We start from the raw sequence: 17,099 nt of genomic DNA, 5'->3' as shown, positions 1-17,099 counted from the left end.
CAACTGGAAGTTTTCATAATAGTTGTCCGTTTTCTTATATATAAAATAGTTTTCTAAAGAATGATAAGGGGGATTTGAATGGAGCAATTAGTAGAGTGGTTAGTAGGGCAAGTATGGAGTATAGGGCTAGTTATTTTCGCATTAGGAGCAGGTGTGTATTTTACAATTGCAACTCGTTTTCTACAAATTCGTTATTTTAAAGAGATGATTAAGCTATTATTTGAAGGGAAGAGCTCGGAGACGGGAATTTCATCCTTTCAAGCATTTTGTTTAGCCTTATCAGGTAGGGTCGGAATAGGTAATATTGCAGGGGTCGCGACAGCTATCGCTTTTGGCGGGCCTGGAGCTGTATTTTGGATGTGGGTAATGGCTCTTTTAGGAGCGGCTAGTGCCTTTGTCGAATCGACATTATCTCAAGTGTATAAAAGTAAAGTTGGAAATGAATATCGCGGTGGTACACCATATTTCATTGAAAAAGGCTTAAAAATGAAATGGTTTGCAGTTATTGTAGCGGTCGTTGTAACACTTTCATATGGCGTTTTATTACCAGGTATTCAATCTAGTAGTATCGCAGTTGGATTCGAAAACTCTAATGGTATTAGCAAATATATAACTGGTATATTGTTAGTCATATTATTAGCAGCAATCATTTTTGGTGGCGTAAAGAGAATTGCAGGCGTTTCACAAATGCTCGTTCCATTTATGGCAATTGGATATGTAATTGTTACATGTATCGTATTAATTGCGAATATAACGGAAATTCCAAGTATGTTCGCTTTAATTTTCTCTAGTGCTTTCGGTATAAATGAAATGTTTGGTGGAATCGTTGGTGCAGCAATTGCATGGGGCGTGAAGCGGGCTGTATTTTCAAATGTTGCTGGCGTTGGAGAAGCGACGTATAGTTCCGCTGCGGCTGAAGTATCTCACCCAGCAAAACAAGGGTTAGTTCAAGCGTTTTCCGTATACATTGATACAATTGTCGTATGTACAGCGACAGCTCTTATGATTTTAATAACAGGTATGTATAATGTTATACCTGAAGGGAAAAGCGCTATTGTAAAGAATATGGGGAATGTAGATGCTGGTCCAATCTATACACAACAAGCTGTTGAAACTGTTATGACGGGATTTGGACCATTATTCATTTCAATCGCAATTTTCTTCTTCGCATTTACAACTTTACTCGCTTACTACTATATCGCTGAAACGACACTTACTTATTTAGATCGTGAGGTTAAATATAGCTGGTTAAAACCAGTATTAAAAATTGGGTTTTTAATTATGGTTTATATCGGTAGCGTAGAATCAGCGTCGCTTTTATGGAATCTTGGAGATTTAGGAATTGGTAGTATGGCATGGTTAAACTTAATCGCGATTCTATTATTAAGTAAAATCGCATTAAAAGTGTTAAAAGATTATGAAGCGCAGAAAAAAGTAGGGAAAGATCCAGTATTTGATCCTAAAAATGTAGGGATTGAAGGTTTAACATTTTGGGAAGAAAGAAGTAAAGAGGTTCAAAGAAAAAACGTTAAAGAACAAGCGGTAGTGGATGATAGTCTGAAACTGTAGTTTAAATAAACTGAATATTCATTCTATTAAACGAGGTATATTGCCTTCTTTTCATCACATACTACAGTAGGTACAGATAATTTGAATGGAGGTAATAATAAGATGGAACAAGAACAACATCATAGTTCAGTAAATGACGTTCTACATCATTATAAAGAAGGAATCGGTAGTTTTACAAACCAAATTCCTGAAATCGCTGAGACATATAATGCATTCACGCAAGCTTGTTTTCAAGAGGGTTCTTTAACAAAAAGGGAAAAACAACTTATCGCATTAGGAATTAGTCTAGCAACGCAAGATGAATATTGTACAGTTTATCATACAAAAGGGTGTCTTGATCAAGGGTGTTCAGATAAAGAGATTCTGGAAGCATGTGGCGTATCAGCAGCATTTGCTGGCGGAGCTGCCATGAGTCAAGCAGTAACTTTAGTGCAAGAGTGTTTAACAGAACTGAAAAATCAAAAGCATTGAATATAAAAGAGCGTTTTAAACTTTAGGTTTAAAACGTTCTTTTACGTGAGATTAAATTTGAGTATGAAAATTACCTTGTATGTGATGTATTAAAGTAAGAATTTTAAATTTAATGGGAATGAGGAATAACAACTATTTATTTAATTATTTAATTATTTATTTGTTTTTAAGTTTTCCGAAAAAGTTTCAATTGTTTCATGTAATCAATAGCTTTTGTTTTGTTCTTTTGTTTACATACATATTCGAATTCATTCTTATCTCTATAATAACTATTCATCATGTCTTCTGTAATAATTCCATCAGAAATCGCTTTTTTAATTGCGCAGTGTGGTTCATTTGTGTGGGAGCAGTTAGAGAATTTACATTTCTTAGATATCGCCTCTATATCCTCATATCCAAGATCAAAGTCGTCCTTATGATTTATTAAGTCAAATCCTATTTTGCTAATGATTAATCCCTCCACTTTTCAATGAGTTTTTAGAAGTACGCATACAGAGTTTATCGTTTTTTAAGTTATATGTAATTTAACATTCCATGTTTTTATAAATCGATTTTTCTACGTCAGGAAGAACTCTGTAAATGCTCTTACCGATTAAGGATTCTAATTCATTCTTAATTGTATAGAAACCTTTCCAATGTAAAGAAGAATGAGAGGTTGTTCCATGTCGTAAACCAACTGAAATCAATCTTTTTTCAAGAGTAGTAAAGCCATCCGCATCAGCAAGTGCGTCACAAAGGGTAATGACCTTATTGTATAAGTCGTAGTCACTATTTTCATTTAATATTTCAATTAATCGTCTTTTCATATAATCAGGAACAATGGGCCACTCCGCTGCTATATCTAAATGCTCATTTTTACACGGGAATGAATGTGTAACGCAAATAATCGCGTTTCCTTTATACCCTAAATCATTCATATACATATAACCATCATAGGAATGAATAACAGATTTAGTAAAACCTTTATACCTTCCTATATCATGCAGGAGGGCAGCATTATATGCTATGTCAGCATTTAGGTCATACCCATTATTAATAAGTTCTACAACTATCTTTTCAGTTGCAAGGGCAACATTACATGAATGTTCGAACCACGGACCTGGGTTTTGTTCATATGCCCACTCGAGTAATTCTCTTGCGTATGTCCTATCTAATATATACTTCATATAAGTATCCTTTCTCTAAAAAATTGTACTTTAAATAATTTCATCTTATTAATTCGTTTTTCCTTCCTTAAAACTTGGTACAATGAAATAAAAGGGGGATTAGTAATGCAAAATGTAGTAATTGGAGAGATTAAGCAAATAAAAGATGATTTGGGAGAGCTTTCTAACCTTTTGAAAACAGTTGTAGATGATGGGGCGTCAATTGGTTTTTTACCTCCACTGGAACAAAAAGAATCAACAAAGTATTGGCAAACTGTTTTAGCGCCAGAAGTGATCTTATATGTCGCTAAAATAAACAATAAATTGGCAGGGAGTATTCAATTACAATTAGTTACAAAGCCTAACGGAATTCATAGAGCCGAGATTTGTAAGTTAATGACTCATCCAAACTATAGACGTAATGGTATTGGACGTTTACTTATGCAAAAAGCAGAGGAGCGAGCAAAGCAAGAAAATAGGTCCCTTATAATACTAGATACGAGAGAAGGAGACCCTTCCAATAGATTGTATAAATCATTAGAGTATCAAGAAGTTGGAAAAATACCAGAATACGCAATTTCTCCGAGTGGTGATTTAGATGCCACAGTTATTTATTATAAAGTTTTATAAGTTATGATTAAAAAGCTATCATGCTCAAAATAATAAACCACAATTTTTAACACCGTCTATATTTCTCTAGCGGTGTTATTTGAATTTATTTAATGTACAAATTGAATTTGAGAAAGTTTTTAGAGGGTTCTGTTTGTATGGTCTTTCGCCTTATAATGGATGTAGAGAAGATGACTAGGCAACTATAGTTATTTTCGCTTTATTATGGGAAAGGGGATGACGAGATGAAAACGAAAGGTTTACAGAAGGTGAAGAAAGTTATATTAAGTGGTGGGATATTACTTACAGGATTGTTAACTTTCGGTTTTTCAGAAAAAGCTTCAGCTCATGGATACGTAGAATCACCAGCGAGCCGTTCTTATTTATGTAAGCAAGGGGTAAATGTAAACTGCGGTCCGATTCAATATGAGCCGCAAAGTGTAGAAGGAATAGGTGGATTCCCGCAATTAGGACCTTCGGATGGTCAAATCGCAGGAGCTGGCCATTTCCCTGCTTTAGATGTACAGACTGTAGATAGGTGGAAGAAAGTTACGTTAAACGGTGGGACGAATACATTCAAGTGGAAACTAACGGCTCCTCATAGTACGAAAGAGTGGAAATATTATATTACGAAGAAAGATTGGAATCCGAATAAACCTTTAACGAGGTCTGATTTAGATTTAGTGCCTTTCTATGTAAAAAATGATGGAGGAGCTAGACCTGGAACTTCCGTAACACATGAAGCAAATGTGCCAACTGATAGAAATGGATATCACCTTATTTTAGCTGTGTGGGAAATCGCAGATACTGGAAATGCATTTTATCAAGTTATAGATGTTAACCTTGTAAATAACGGTTTAGCATCAAATAACGTGCTAAATCATGTAGTGCAAGTTCCTACTTTATTTTAAATAAAGTATACATTTCGATCATCTAATTCATTTTAGATGATCTTTTGTACGAAAAACGATGAAAAATATAGAAGAAAGTGCAATTATTTATAAAAAATTATGCTTTAAATATTGTCATATTTGCTTCTTTAAGATATCCTTTTCATGAAGAGGTGGAAAACATGGAAAAAGTACTAGTTTTCGGGCATAAAAACCCAGATACAGATGCAATTTGTTCTGCAATTGCTTATGCAGAATTGAAAAAAGAATTAGGAATGAATGCTGAGCCTGTACGTTTAGGCGAAATCAGCGGTGAAACTCAATTTGCGTTAGACTATTTTAAAGTAGAAGGACCGCGTTTTGTTGAGACAGTTGCAAACGAAGTGGACAACGTTATTTTAGTTGACCATAACGAGCGTCAACAAAGTGCTAACGATATCGAATCTGTTCGTGTGTTAGAAGTTATTGACCATCACCGTATTGCTAACTTTGAAACAAGCGATCCTATTTACTACCGTTGTGAGCCAGTTGGTTGTACAGCTACAATTTTAAACAAGATGTACAAAGAAAACGGCATTACAATTCGTAAAGAAGTTGCAGGTTTAATGTTATCTGCAATCATTTCAGATTCTTTACTATTCAAATCTCCAACTTGCACAGAGCAAGACGTAGCAGCAGCTCGTGAATTAGCGGAAATCGCTGGTGTAGATGCTGATAAATACGGCTTAGAAATGTTAAAAGCTGGTGCTGACTTAAGCGGAAAAACAATGGAGCAATTAATCTCTCTTGACGCTAAAGAATTCCAAATGGGTAATGCGAAAGTTGAAATCGCACAAGTAAACGCTGTTGATACGAACGACGTTCTTGTACACCAAGCAGAACTTGAAAAAGTTATCTCTGCAGTAGTAGAAGAAAAAGGTTTAGACCTATTCTTATTCGTTGTAACTGATATCTTAACTAACGATTCTGTCGGTCTTGCGATCGGTAAAGCAGCAAACATTGTTGAGAAAGCATACAACGTATCTCTAGAAAACAATACTGCTACATTAAAAGGTGTTGTATCTCGTAAGAAACAAATCGTACCAGTATTAACAGAAGCATTCCAAGCGTAATATTATTGAGTATGATTTAACAAAAAGACAAGTAGTCAGATTGGCTACTTGTCTTTTTCTTTCTCTAAAAAACAGAAAATTAGATTTTTAAAAGGAGAGTTGTGTATGTTTAATGATTTGGAGAGTAAATTACAGTCACTTTTAGAGCGAAATATTACTTCTGTTTTAGAATTAGAAAATTGGCTTTTCGATGAATTGTGTGTAAGCGCTGAAATAGAAGAGAAGATAACAAGTAGTTTAATCGCCACGTATAGAGATACAGGTAACAGAAATATGCGTGATTTACATATGTATAATCAAAATACAATTCAACCACTTTTAAAAAGATACAATGCAAAGTTTGACCAAAAATTTATAGAGTGTCCGTTTTCTAACTTATTAGACGAGCGAAAATATGCATTTATGAAAAAAGCAAGATTTGTAAAGAGTAAAATGTTTAATGAAAAAAACATTGCTCTTTCTATTAAAGAGCAAGAGTGCATTACGAAGTATAGAGAAATAATGTCTAACATAACAATTAATTGGGAAGGCGAGCAAAAGACGTATGCACACGTTAAAGCAAAGCTAGATAACCCAAATAGAGCTATTCGCGAAAAAGCTTGGTACGCTTTATGTGAAGCAAGGAGTGCAGTGAAACCAGAAGTGGATCGTATTATGAATGAACTTATACAATTGCGGAATGAGATCGCTTTAAATGCAGGATTTCATAATTATAGTGAATATGCCTTTAAACAAAAAAACAGAGATTACAGTATTGATGATTGCTATAAGCTCCATGAATCTATAGAAAAGTATGTTGTACCAATTTGGAAACAGTTAGGAAGTATTTCTAAAAAGAATCTCGGTGTAAAAACGTATCGCCCTTGGGATCTTTCTCCATGTAATTTACCAAAAGTCCCATTCCAAAATGTGATTGATTTATTAAATGGTGTGGAAGAAATATTTCGAAAGACAGATTTATATTTTTATGAGAAATTTATTCATATAAGGAAAGCTGGATGCATTGACGTAGAAGAACGTGAAAATAAAGCACCAGGAGCTATTTGTTTTACCTTGCCTCATAGTAAAGAGGTTTTTGTGTATTCTAATTTTAGTCCTTCATTTTATGCAATTAATGCACTTATACATGAAGTGGGGCATGCATTTCATTTTTATAAACAATTTAAAAACGATAGTAGTATGCAGGAAAGATATCTGCGCGAAGAGGTGGCTGAACTTTATTCCCTCAGTCTTGAGTTATTAGTAATGGATAAGCTGAATGTTTTTTATAAGCAAGAGGATGAATATAAAGAAGTGCAACGCGTACAAATATATCGTGCTTTGTCTTTATTAATGTCGTCAATTGCAGGAGATGTATTCCAGCACTGGATCTATGCGAATCCAAACCATACACCAGAAGAACGTGATAAGAAATACGCCGAACTATGCAAAAGATATCAATATTCAACAGTCGACCTTGCAGGATTAGAGGATGAAATCGGTGCAAGTTGGATAGAGTCCTTTCACTATGTTCAGTTTCCTTTTTACAAAATTGAATATGCAATTGCACAAATAGGAGCAATGCAATTGTTTCAAATTTACTGGGAAGACCCAGAAAAAGCGATTGCTTTCTTTAAAGAAGGTGCGAGTGCAGATTGGAATTTATCTATACAAGAAATATATGAAAAAACAGGTGTCACGTTTGATTTTTCGGAAGAAAGGATAGAAAGTACTGCAAGTGTTATTTTGGATGTGATCAATGAATTAAAATAAGGATAGCATTCGCTATCCTTATAACTGTTTATTCGTAGATTTTTTCTTGTTTATATAAAATGTAATAATAGCTGTAATGAGAAAAATAGGTATAGCATACGCTTGCCCAACAAACAACTTCCAGCCCGCATGATTATAACTTTGAGATGCTGGAGCAATCATAGCGATTACGCAAACAATAATATAGAGTACTAGTGCAGGGAGTATATTTTTCATTTGTTCACCTCCTTCTAAAGATATCCTATTTGGTTATTTATATACTTTAATTATTATTAAGGGCTTTGAAAAGTAAATATACTATTGTTTATAGTATTATAATATTTACAAGGGGTACTATGTTTAAATAGGGTAATGGGGGTTCAAATCTTAAAAAAGTGAATTATTAGTAAAAAAGATGGCTATATGGTAAAAGATGTAATTTTTATATTTAATATCATTATATAGCATGTTGAGGGCAAAATGTATAAAATAATTAACTTTACTTATGCAGGAGAAGAGGTAAGAAATATATGAGAAGGTTATGCATAATTCCATGCGGAAAGAAGAAAATTTGGGATAAGTATCCAGGTTATGGACCAATGGAAGCAAAAGATGTATATATTAGCCCGTTCGGAAAAGCATGTCAATCGTATGCAACTATGTTTTTCGAGAATTGGGTTATATTATCAGCGAAGCATGGATTTTTAAGGCCAAATGATATTGTACTAGAAAACTATGATCTTGCGTTTGATTCAAAGAGCGATAAGGTAATAAGTATAGAGCAATTACAAAAACAGATGGTAGATAAAAGTTTACTACAGTTTGACGAAATCGTCTTACTTGCAGGGAAAAAGCATAAAAAAGTAGTAACAAAGCTATATCCAGAAGAAATGATTACATATCCGTTAGAAGGATGTAAAGGAATTGGATATATGTTGCAGAGGTTGAAAGAGGCAGTGAAGGAAGAGGAGGAAATATAAGTATAGTTTCGGTCACTATGAGCTTAAACTGTTTTTAGGGAATTAAAACGTAAAATAGAGTTTTTAAGCATCGCCAAAAAGGTGATGCTTTTTGTTCGTGTCACCACTTTTTATAACGAAAACGAATTGCCTTCACTTTTAGAAAATGTAGGATGTATGGGTACAGTTAAGATTGTAAGTGGGAATAGCAATAAGACAAGTTTTGAATATGATATTAAGAAAGGAGATGTTGATAAATAATGGCCAGATATAGTTTGCACGGAGGACACAATAGTATTGTTCAAGGTGCTAATTTCGGGAATCGGAAAGAACATGTTCTAGATAGGCAAGTTAAAGATGCTGTGGCGACTAAGTTAAGGTCCCTAGGACACACGGTTTATGACGATACGGACGAGGTAGGGACAACTCAATCACAAAATTTAAATAATATCATTCGGAATAGCAATTCCCATGCTGTGGATTTAGTTATTTCTTTTCATCTTAATGCAAGTGATGGAAATGGACAGGGTGTTGAGGTTTTGTATTATGATCAGAAAGATTTGGCGGCTAAAATCTCAGCTCAACTAGCAAAAGATATTGGATGGCGTGATCGAGGTGCGAAACAACGTACAGATTTAGCAGTATTAAATGGAACGAAAGCACCGGCTATTCTTATTGAATTAGGATTTATTGATAATGAATCCGACATGGCAAAATGGAATGTTGATAAAATCGCTAATTCTATTGTATTTGCTCTTACAGGACAAACTGGAGGAGGTGCAACGGACTTGCTCAAAGTAAAAACTGGCGGTGTAGCATTTAGTAATTTACAAGATTTGGCTCAAGCTATGGTAGATGCGGGTATTGATGGACAAATTGTCGTTCAGAAAGATGGCATTGGTTATGCTATAACGAATGGCTATCCGTCCGGAAATATCGATAAATTTACAGCTTGGTTAGATGCACGTAAATGGTACTATGAGTACGTGAGATAAAACGAAAAATTGTCTTATTTTTAGTTAACAAGTATATTAAGTAACTAATAATTATGTAACTATAAAAATATGAACAATGTATATGTAAATTAGTACACAAAACCACCTGTCAGAAAGGTGGTTTTGTGTATCACGCTTTAATGGCAGTAAAATTCATACCTCAAAATTCGGATGAAGCTAAGAAATTAGCTGGGAATTGCACTGCTTGTGGCCTCCTACTGATTATAGTTTAGAGCTTTGTAAGTCTTTACTTATTAAACCTGTAATAATATTTTATTTTCTCAATACATAAGCCGAATTTTAAAATATTACGCAATAATACACTACCTTTCATACTATTTATTAGTTGATAATAGCAAAAAAACAAGCTTTGAATATAATAATGAAAAAGGAGATGTGAAATAATGGGTTATATTGTAGATATTTCGAAATGGAATGGCGACATTAACTGGGATATCGCAGCACCACAATTAGATTTTGTAATTGCACGTGTGCAAGATGGTTCAAATTATGTAGATCCTTTATATAAAAATTATGTGCAAGCAATGAAAGCAAGAAATATTCCGTTTGGTAATTATGCGTTCTGTCGTTTCGTTTCAGTAGAGGATGCACGGATAGAGGCGAGAGACTTTTGGAACCGTGGTGATAAAAATGCAACAGTTTGGGTAGCTGACGTAGAAGTAAAAACAATGAACGATATGAGAGCGGGTGCACAAGCTTTTATTGATGAATTACGCAGATTAGGAGCTAAGAAGGTTGGTTTATATATTGCTCATCATATGTATGATCCATTTGGAATGGCAAATGTCAATTGTGATTTTGTATGGATTCCTCGTTATGGTGGTAACAAACCAGCCTACCCATGTGATATTTGGCAATACACAGAAACAGGGAATGTAGCTGGCATAGGAAAATGTGATTTAAATAAGTTAATGGGAAATAAGCCGTTAGTTTGGTTTACTAATCAAACTGTTGAACAATCGACAAAACAAGAAGGAGTTGGAATTATAGTGAATAAATTTAGTAAAGTTGTTACGTATGAATTTGGTACAGCGTTAGTAGTAGAAATGTTAGGAATGATGGATGCTCTGGGGTATGAATCTCGTATTATCTCATATGGAGATAAACAAGGATTAGTTAGATTTGAAACAGCATATCGCCAAGGGAATGAATTAGATCGAGCGACAGCGTGGTTAGATGCTAAAGGACTTAAATATTTTTATACAAAAGAGTAGTTTGCTAAATAAAAAGCCGTCATGTGACGGTTTTTTATTTTTATGTAATCTTTTAACTCTATGTAAAACAAAAGCGAAATGCCATTGTAGGCATGAAGAGGAAAGGTATTAATAATAAAAAGGAGTACGATACGTACTCTTTTTTTGGGTGATTATATTCCATCTTGAACAGATTTCTTTACAATTAACCATGTGTCTTTCTTTTTAATCGTTATAGCTACATTAGTTCCATTAGATTCCTTATAAAAGATATATCCATTGTTTGAGTTTACATATGTGACTGGTTCGCCTATGCAATCTCGCGAGCAGGATTTGTTGACTAGTTCAATTAGGGATAGTTCGCTTGGATCTGTTTTACTGGCTTCTATAACAGCATCAAGGCTTGTTTTTCGATAGCCTTGTAAGTTGATATGAAAAAGCTGCTCTATTTCTCCTGTAATGCTAGTATTCATTACTTCTACTGAATTCTTTTTTTCTTGAAGAAATCCGTTTTCATAAAGTAATTTTGTATATCCAATCCATGCTATTAATACTAGCATGAAAAATATACCCGTCATTTTAAGCGTTCGTAGTCGTTTACTTACAATAGTTTCTGAGTATTTCATTCAGTCTAATCCTCCAATGTTTTTAATTTAAAATATGCTTGGATACATACTTTTAGAAGAGGATGAAATTTGATGAGTTTTCAATAAAAAAGAAAACATCCAGAGTTAGATGCTTTCTTTTTTGTATTTTTTGCTATCTGTTCGTTACTTGTTTCATAAGTGGTCTAATTTCTTTAACCGGTGGTTTTTTATCGTATACATCAACGTAAGAAAAATAATAATTTAAGTTTCTGAGAATTCCTTTTCCTATTTTAGCACTTAAGAAAGGAAAGACTTGTCCAGTATAATCATCAAGAGATTTACAGTAGTATTTTTCATCTAAATATATACTGTATTTACATGTTAGTTCTACTAGTGAGTTTCCTTCATCATCAATTACTTCTTTAGAATCAATAATGTCTATTAATGCGAATTTTTCATTTAGATAAACTTTCTTCTTTTTCTCATGTTTATTTGTAAGTATAAATACGAGACCAATGGCGTTAATCAAACTATTTCCTCCTATAAAAAACGGATATTAATAAAATATATCGATATACGTTAAATGTAAAGAGGACAGGTGAAATATCATTGCTAGAAAGTTCGATAAGCCGATTTGGTTTTCAAATCGGCTTATTGTTATTGAAATACTTGCGGGAATTGCTGTACGATTGCCTTTGTTATCATGTCGGCCATTTCTAAAGCTTCTTTTTCAATTTTATCGTACAGTTTTACGCCTGCTTCATAATCTTTATTTAGGAATGCCAGTGCTTCTGCCTTAGTTAGTGCTAAATGTTCATAAAACATGTTTCTAAATGCTTCTTTATCAATATAGGGGTTAATGCTAGTAAGAAACGCAACAATTTCATCTCCGTTAGCGTACCATTTTTTCTCGATAGCAGTAGCTGAATTTTGATCACCAGCTTTTGCTGCTTTAACAAGATCCGCTGCAATTACTAAGTGGTCTTTAATTAGTGTACTATATTTTTTCACTGCATCCTCACCATAGAATGGTTCAAGTGACAGTCCCATATGTGTTGCATTTTGAAGAAGCCGCCCAACTGCAATGTTTACGTCAGGTAAATTAAAAACAATACTTATAATAGCTAATCTCGTCCAAGCAACGTGTTGTTCCCATAAGGAACGCATATAACCTTTTAAAAAATTCTCGTTTTTACTAATTCGGTAATTACGTACAGATGTATCAAACTGTACATAAGGGTTATGATAGGGGGAGTAATACGATTGCCAATAAGGATACATAAACGGTAACACTCCTTTGAACATGTATAACTCAAAGTATGATGGGATTTTATATTTAGTTACGTGTCCTCGCTTATTTTTAAAAAATGAGTGTTTTAATTGTGATATACAGATAAAACGAATATAAAGTAAAAGATGCTCTGCAAGGGAAGTTGCAGAGCATCAAAAGGGTATTGCCGAGATGTCGGACTCGACTACGTAATATTATCATAAAATTCGCTTAAAAAAACCTGGTAAATGTGTCCAAATGAAAGTGAGTCTTTAATAAAGTGAAAGGGACCTGCTTCCCGCGGCAGATCCCTTTCACTAGATAATGTCGATGAGCAAAAACTCATCTGGAGTACCTTTATAGTAACAAGTGAAATTCGTTTTGTGTATTGAGAAAAAAGAATTAGATAATTAAATGTTAAGCATTTATATTTTACCTTTTGTGATTATCACCATTTGTAGTGAGTGGATTAAGATTATAAAATGGCGATAAGATTTATAATTACATCTAGTAGTGTTATGAAATATATAATAATAATAAAAGACCCACTTATATAAGCAGGTCAACTTAAGGGGGTTATCAAACAGAATATTTCATATGTTAACAACTGTATTGTATTAAGTCTATAAGGTTCATATTGAGAAAATGATTATGAACGATTTATTTCGCACGTGTATTAACGTTTAAAAAGTTGAGAAAGAAAATGAAAAAGCTTTCTATAAGAAAATAATGGTTGGTACTTATAGTATGATTCATATTTCCACGCTTCATTATTTGAGAATTGGGGTTGGTTCGATACGCTTTTCTGTTTGATGAAACTAATATTATGGTGCTTCATATAGTAACCTCCTGAATTCATATGTATAAGATTAGTAGTATTCAAGGAGAATTAATAAAATGTGTATTTATTTTGAAATTCGTTATAATTGCTAATCATTCTCAAAAACGTAAAGAAGCATAAATAATGAAAAAGCAGGCTGATAGTCATGTATTCATCACTTTCATGATGCATAAGAGATGATATAATAGGAGTAGATGAAAGATAAAGAAAAGCAGGTGACTCTTTTTTGTTTACAAAAGCACAAGAACTTTTAGCGTCTTATTTCGGTTATTCGTCATTCCGAAGAGGACAAGATGAAACAATTAAAAATGTATTAGATGGGAAAGATACTGTCTGTATTATGCCTACAGGTGGTGGTAAGTCAATTTGTTATCAAATTCCCGCATTAGTATTTGAAGGAACAACGTTAGTTATATCGCCTTTAATATCACTTATGAAAGACCAAGTAGATACATTAGTACAAAATGGTATTTCAGCTACATATATTAATAGTTCTATTTCGATTACAGAAGCGAATCAACGAATTCAATTAGCGAAACAGGGCCATTATAAGTTACTTTATGTAGCGCCAGAGCGACTTGATTCAATGGAGTTTGTTGACCAACTGATCGATATGAAAATCCCGATGATTGCCATTGATGAGGCGCACTGTATTTCGCAGTGGGGACATGATTTCCGTCCGAGTTATTTACATATACACCGTATATTAGATTATCTTCCAGAAAAGCCGCTTGTATTAGCATTAACTGCTACGGCAACACCACAAGTTCGTGATGATATTTGCAACACGCTTGGAATTAATCAAGAAAACACGATTATGACAACGTTTGAGCGCGAGAACTTATCATTTTCTGTTATTAAAGGACAAGATCGTAATGCATATTTAGCGGATTATATTCGTCAAAATCAAAAGGAATCTGGGATTATATATGCAGCTACTAGAAAAGTAGTTGATCAGTTGTATGAGGATTTAATGAAAGCGGGAGTTTCTGTATCAAAATATCATGCCGGTATGAGTGATAACGATCGAAATGAGCAACAAGAACTCTTTTTACGTGATGAAGTAAGTGTAATGGTAGCCACATCTGCGTTTGGGATGGGTATTGATAAATCGAATATTCGTTACGTTATCCATTATCAACTTCCAAAAAATATGGAAAGTTATTACCAAGAAGCAGGGCGTGCTGGCCGTGACGGATTAGATAGTGCATGTATATTGCTTTATTCTTCTCAAGATGTACAAGTACAACGCTTTTTAATTGATCAATCGACAGGAGAGTCTCGTTTTTCAAATGAACTTGAAAAACTGCAAAATATGACTGACTACTGTCATACAGAACAATGTTTACAATCATTTATTTTGCAATACTTTGGAGAAGAACCGAAAGAAGATTGTGGCCGCTGCGGTAATTGTACAGACGACCGAGAAAGTATCGATGTGACGAGAGAATCGCAAATGGTTTTATCTTGTATGATTAGGACGAACCAACGATTTGGTAAACAAATGATTGCACAAGTGCTAACTGGATCTAAAAATAAGAAAGTCATTGAATTTAATTTTCATACTTTGCCAACTTACGGACTTTTATCAAATCGTAGTGTAAAAGAAGTGAGTGAATTTATTGAGTTTTTAATTTCAGACGAGCTAATTGCAGTTGAACATGGTACTTACCCGACACTAAAAGTAACGGAAAAAGGGAAAGAGGTGTTACTTGGTAAAGAGAATGTTTTACGTAAAGAACGAGTAGAGACAAGACAAATCGTTCAAGATCATCCTTTATTTGAAGTACTTCGCGAAGTACGTAAAGAAATTGCGCAAGGAGAAGGGGTACCTCCATTCGTTATTTTCTCTGACCAAACGTTGAAAGATATGTGCGCAAAAATGCCGCAAAGCGATTCTGAACTTTTAACTGTGAAAGGGATTGGTGAACACAAACTTGTGAAGTATGGTTCGCACTTCTTACAAGCAGTTCAGCACTTTATTGAGGAAAACCCAAACTATGCTGAAACTATTAAAACAGAAGTGGTGACAGAACGGAAGAAATCAGGGAAAGCTTCAGCAAATTCTCATTTGGAAACGTATGAAATGTATAAACAAGGTATTAATCTAGATGAAATTGCGAAAGAACGTGGATTATCAAGACAAACGATTGAAAATCATTTAATTCGTTGTTTTGAAGATGGAATGGAAGTAGACTGGAACAGTTTTGTTCCTGCAGAATACGAACAACTGATTGAAACTGCTGTGCAAAATGCTGATGGTGGTCTGAAATCGATTAAGGAACAACTTCCGAATGAAGTGAGTTACTTTATGATTCGTGCTTATTTACAAATTAGAAAGTAGTGACATGTAAAGGAGATAGGGATTTATGCATCACGTTTTTGTGTATGGCACGCTAAGAAAAGAGCAAACGAATGCTCATTATATGCAAAGTGCAATATGCATTGCAGACAAAGCATGGACGTATGGCAAATTATTTGATACAAACGAAGGCTATCCAGCCATGACTTATTCGAGTGAAGAAAAGGTTTATGGTGAAGTTTATGAAGTAAATGATGACATATTGAGTAAGTTAGATGAACTAGAAGAATATACAGGTAATGCGGAGACTGATTTATATGATAGAATCACGCAAACAGTATATGTTGCTGATAGGGAAATAGAGGCATATGTGTATCTCGCTCAAGATAAAAATATGCTAAAGAAAGTTATCATTTCTGGTGATTGGTTGAAGTATCAACAAGGGAAATAATAGCAGCCATAGAGCAGATAGTGGAATTGTCCATTATCTGCTCTTTTATTTTTGGCACTTTAAAAATTCTTATTATTTAGATAAAATGTAAATGTAGGGAAATCAAAAGGAGGATTTTTCATGGGTATCAGAAATTTAGTTTCTCACCTGTAGTAGAAAAATAACGTACAGGAGGAGAATAATAATGAACGAATTAAATGTAAAAGAATTTTATAAAAAACAATTTGAATTACTAAGCTATAATATAAAAAATGAAAATTGGTTGCAGGAAGTTGCGAAAGAAGTCCAAGAACAAATTGGATATCCATTTCAAACGATGTTAGAACTAGGAGCTGGAAATGGTGGTTTTGCAAGAGCGATGTCTAATTTGGATGTAAAAATGACTACTGTTGAGCTTGTACCAGAGTTAGTTATGTTTGCTAAAGAACATTCTACTAGTGATATTGAGATTCATTGCGCTGATTTTTATAAAATTAACTTTGAAGAAAAGTTTGATGTTGTTAGTTATTTAGATGGATTTGGTGTAGGGACAGATGAAGAACAATTGGTTTTATTAAAACGAATCCATAATTGGTTGAAAGATGATGGGTGTGCACTTATTGATATTTATCAACCATTATATTGGGAAAAAGCAAATGGACAAGAAATGCCGATTTATTCTGCAATGCGAAAATATGAATATGATAGTGAAAATGCTAGGATGCTGGACCACTGGTGGGAAACAGATTCTTCAAATGATATCGTGACACAATCTTTACGTTGCTATACGATAGATGAGATTAGTAATTTATGTGCAGAGGCTGGTTTCAGTATAGTTGGGATTTTCCCAGGAGGAGCGTATGACTTTGAAGAGAGGAAATATAAAGAGCAAGCGTCTTTAAATGAATGTTTATCATATCGAATAAAAATAAAAAAAGAGTAGGGATTAATTCCTTACTCTTTTGTGCTTTTAT

General features: G+C 33.9%; 18 protein-coding genes. 12 read left to right on the top strand and 6 right to left on the bottom strand.

The window, feature by feature from the left end:
- Nucleotides 1-78 precede the first annotated feature (78 nt).
- Both EGX95_RS12280 and EGX95_RS12275 read left to right on the top strand, forming a co-directional pair.
- On the top strand, nt 79-1,569 hold the full coding sequence (locus EGX95_RS12280) for an alanine/glycine:cation symporter family protein (protein WP_000436986.1): 1,491 nt from the start codon (nt 79-81) through the stop codon (nt 1,567-1,569).
- A gap of 102 nt (nt 1,570-1,671) precedes the next feature.
- Complete coding sequence (locus EGX95_RS12275; protein ID WP_000434499.1) at nt 1,672-2,040, top strand: carboxymuconolactone decarboxylase family protein; 369 nt, start codon at nt 1,672-1,674, stop codon at nt 2,038-2,040.
- A 166-nt stretch (nt 2,041-2,206) separates the two neighbouring features.
- On the opposite strand, the gene EGX95_RS12270 is transcribed toward EGX95_RS12275, so the two are convergent.
- Nucleotides 2,207-2,503, bottom strand: a complete 297-nt coding sequence (locus EGX95_RS12270) for a P-loop NTPase family protein (RefSeq protein WP_000398676.1) — start codon at nt 2,501-2,503, stop codon at nt 2,207-2,209.
- A 61-nt stretch (nt 2,504-2,564) separates the two neighbouring features.
- The gene (locus EGX95_RS12265; protein ID WP_000875117.1) at nt 2,565-3,206 is read right to left on the bottom strand and encodes an HD domain-containing protein; all 642 of its coding nucleotides are present in this window, start codon (nt 3,204-3,206) and stop codon (nt 2,565-2,567) included.
- Nucleotides 3,207-3,311: 105 nt separating this feature from the next.
- Between EGX95_RS12265 and EGX95_RS12260 the strand changes: the two genes are divergently transcribed.
- The 4 genes from EGX95_RS12260 to EGX95_RS12245 all read left to right on the top strand — a co-directional run bounded on the left by EGX95_RS12260 (nt 3,312) and on the right by EGX95_RS12245 (nt 7,548).
- Nucleotides 3,312-3,815 carry a GNAT family N-acetyltransferase gene (locus EGX95_RS12260; protein ID WP_001181846.1) on the top strand — a complete coding sequence of 168 codons (504 nt, stop codon included), beginning with the start codon at nt 3,312-3,314 and terminating at the stop codon, nt 3,813-3,815.
- A 224-nt stretch (nt 3,816-4,039) separates the two neighbouring features.
- Nucleotides 4,040-4,705 carry a lytic polysaccharide monooxygenase gene (locus EGX95_RS12255; protein ID WP_000850064.1) on the top strand — a complete coding sequence of 222 codons (666 nt, stop codon included), beginning with the start codon at nt 4,040-4,042 and terminating at the stop codon, nt 4,703-4,705.
- 161 nt (nt 4,706-4,866) lie between these two features.
- The gene (gene ppaC, locus EGX95_RS12250) at nt 4,867-5,796 is read left to right on the top strand and encodes a manganese-dependent inorganic pyrophosphatase (protein ID WP_000416843.1); all 930 of its coding nucleotides are present in this window, start codon (nt 4,867-4,869) and stop codon (nt 5,794-5,796) included.
- A 105-nt stretch (nt 5,797-5,901) separates the two neighbouring features.
- Nucleotides 5,902-7,548, top strand: a complete 1,647-nt coding sequence (locus EGX95_RS12245; RefSeq protein WP_000481339.1) for a M3 family oligoendopeptidase — start codon at nt 5,902-5,904, stop codon at nt 7,546-7,548.
- 18 nt (nt 7,549-7,566) lie between these two features.
- Here the strand turns inward: EGX95_RS12245 and EGX95_RS12240 are convergent, their stop codons facing one another.
- Nucleotides 7,567-7,764: a DUF4017 family protein gene (locus EGX95_RS12240; protein ID WP_000789869.1), complete on the bottom strand. Its 198-nt coding sequence runs from the start codon at nt 7,762-7,764 to the stop codon at nt 7,567-7,569.
- A gap of 293 nt (nt 7,765-8,057) precedes the next feature.
- On the opposite strand from EGX95_RS12240, the gene EGX95_RS12235 reads away from it, so the two are divergent.
- From EGX95_RS12235 to EGX95_RS12225, 3 genes are all read left to right on the top strand, one after another.
- Entirely contained in the window at nt 8,058-8,507 is a 450-nt protein-coding gene (locus EGX95_RS12235; protein ID WP_001253260.1) for a DUF6884 domain-containing protein, read from the top strand.
- Nucleotides 8,508-8,746: 239 nt separating this feature from the next.
- Nucleotides 8,747-9,481: an N-acetylmuramoyl-L-alanine amidase gene (locus EGX95_RS12230; protein ID WP_000135297.1), complete on the top strand. Its 735-nt coding sequence runs from the start codon at nt 8,747-8,749 to the stop codon at nt 9,479-9,481.
- A 404-nt stretch (nt 9,482-9,885) separates the two neighbouring features.
- Nucleotides 9,886-10,716, top strand: a complete 831-nt coding sequence (locus EGX95_RS12225; RefSeq protein WP_000540610.1) for a GH25 family lysozyme — start codon at nt 9,886-9,888, stop codon at nt 10,714-10,716.
- Nucleotides 10,717-10,868: 152 nt separating this feature from the next.
- Here EGX95_RS12225 and EGX95_RS12220 read toward each other — a convergent pair whose 3' ends face one another.
- The 3 genes from EGX95_RS12220 to EGX95_RS12210 all read right to left on the bottom strand — a co-directional run bounded on the left by EGX95_RS12220 (nt 10,869) and on the right by EGX95_RS12210 (nt 12,563).
- Nucleotides 10,869-11,321: a hypothetical protein gene (locus tag EGX95_RS12220; protein WP_000877600.1), complete on the bottom strand. Its 453-nt coding sequence runs from the start codon at nt 11,319-11,321 to the stop codon at nt 10,869-10,871.
- A gap of 133 nt (nt 11,322-11,454) precedes the next feature.
- Nucleotides 11,455-11,811, bottom strand: coding sequence for a hypothetical protein (locus tag EGX95_RS12215; RefSeq protein WP_000606237.1), 357 nt, complete (start codon nt 11,809-11,811; stop codon nt 11,455-11,457).
- 128 nt (nt 11,812-11,939) lie between these two features.
- Nucleotides 11,940-12,563: an acetylglutamate kinase gene (locus EGX95_RS12210; protein WP_123805515.1), complete on the bottom strand. Its 624-nt coding sequence runs from the start codon at nt 12,561-12,563 to the stop codon at nt 11,940-11,942.
- 1,056 nt (nt 12,564-13,619) lie between these two features.
- Between EGX95_RS12210 and recQ the strand changes: the two genes are divergently transcribed.
- The 3 genes from recQ to EGX95_RS12195 all read left to right on the top strand — a co-directional run bounded on the left by recQ (nt 13,620) and on the right by EGX95_RS12195 (nt 17,068).
- Nucleotides 13,620-15,737, top strand: coding sequence for a DNA helicase RecQ (gene recQ, locus EGX95_RS12205; protein WP_000494287.1), 2,118 nt, complete (start codon nt 13,620-13,622; stop codon nt 15,735-15,737).
- 25 nt (nt 15,738-15,762) lie between these two features.
- Complete coding sequence (locus tag EGX95_RS12200; RefSeq protein ID WP_000546574.1) at nt 15,763-16,146, top strand: gamma-glutamylcyclotransferase family protein; 384 nt, start codon at nt 15,763-15,765, stop codon at nt 16,144-16,146.
- Nucleotides 16,147-16,330: 184 nt separating this feature from the next.
- A complete protein-coding gene (locus tag EGX95_RS12195) occupies nt 16,331-17,068 on the top strand; it encodes a class I SAM-dependent methyltransferase (RefSeq protein ID WP_001004310.1) in 738 nt (245 codons plus the stop codon).
- The last annotated feature ends 31 nt before the right edge of the window (nt 17,069-17,099 follow it).

This window comes from Bacillus sp. FDAARGOS_527, assembly GCF_003812125.1.
GTDB lineage: Bacteria > Bacillota > Bacilli > Bacillales > Bacillaceae_G > Bacillus_A > Bacillus_A paranthracis.
The sequence above is the reverse complement of the archived record's forward strand: the minus strand, read 5'-3'. Positions and strand labels throughout refer to the sequence as shown.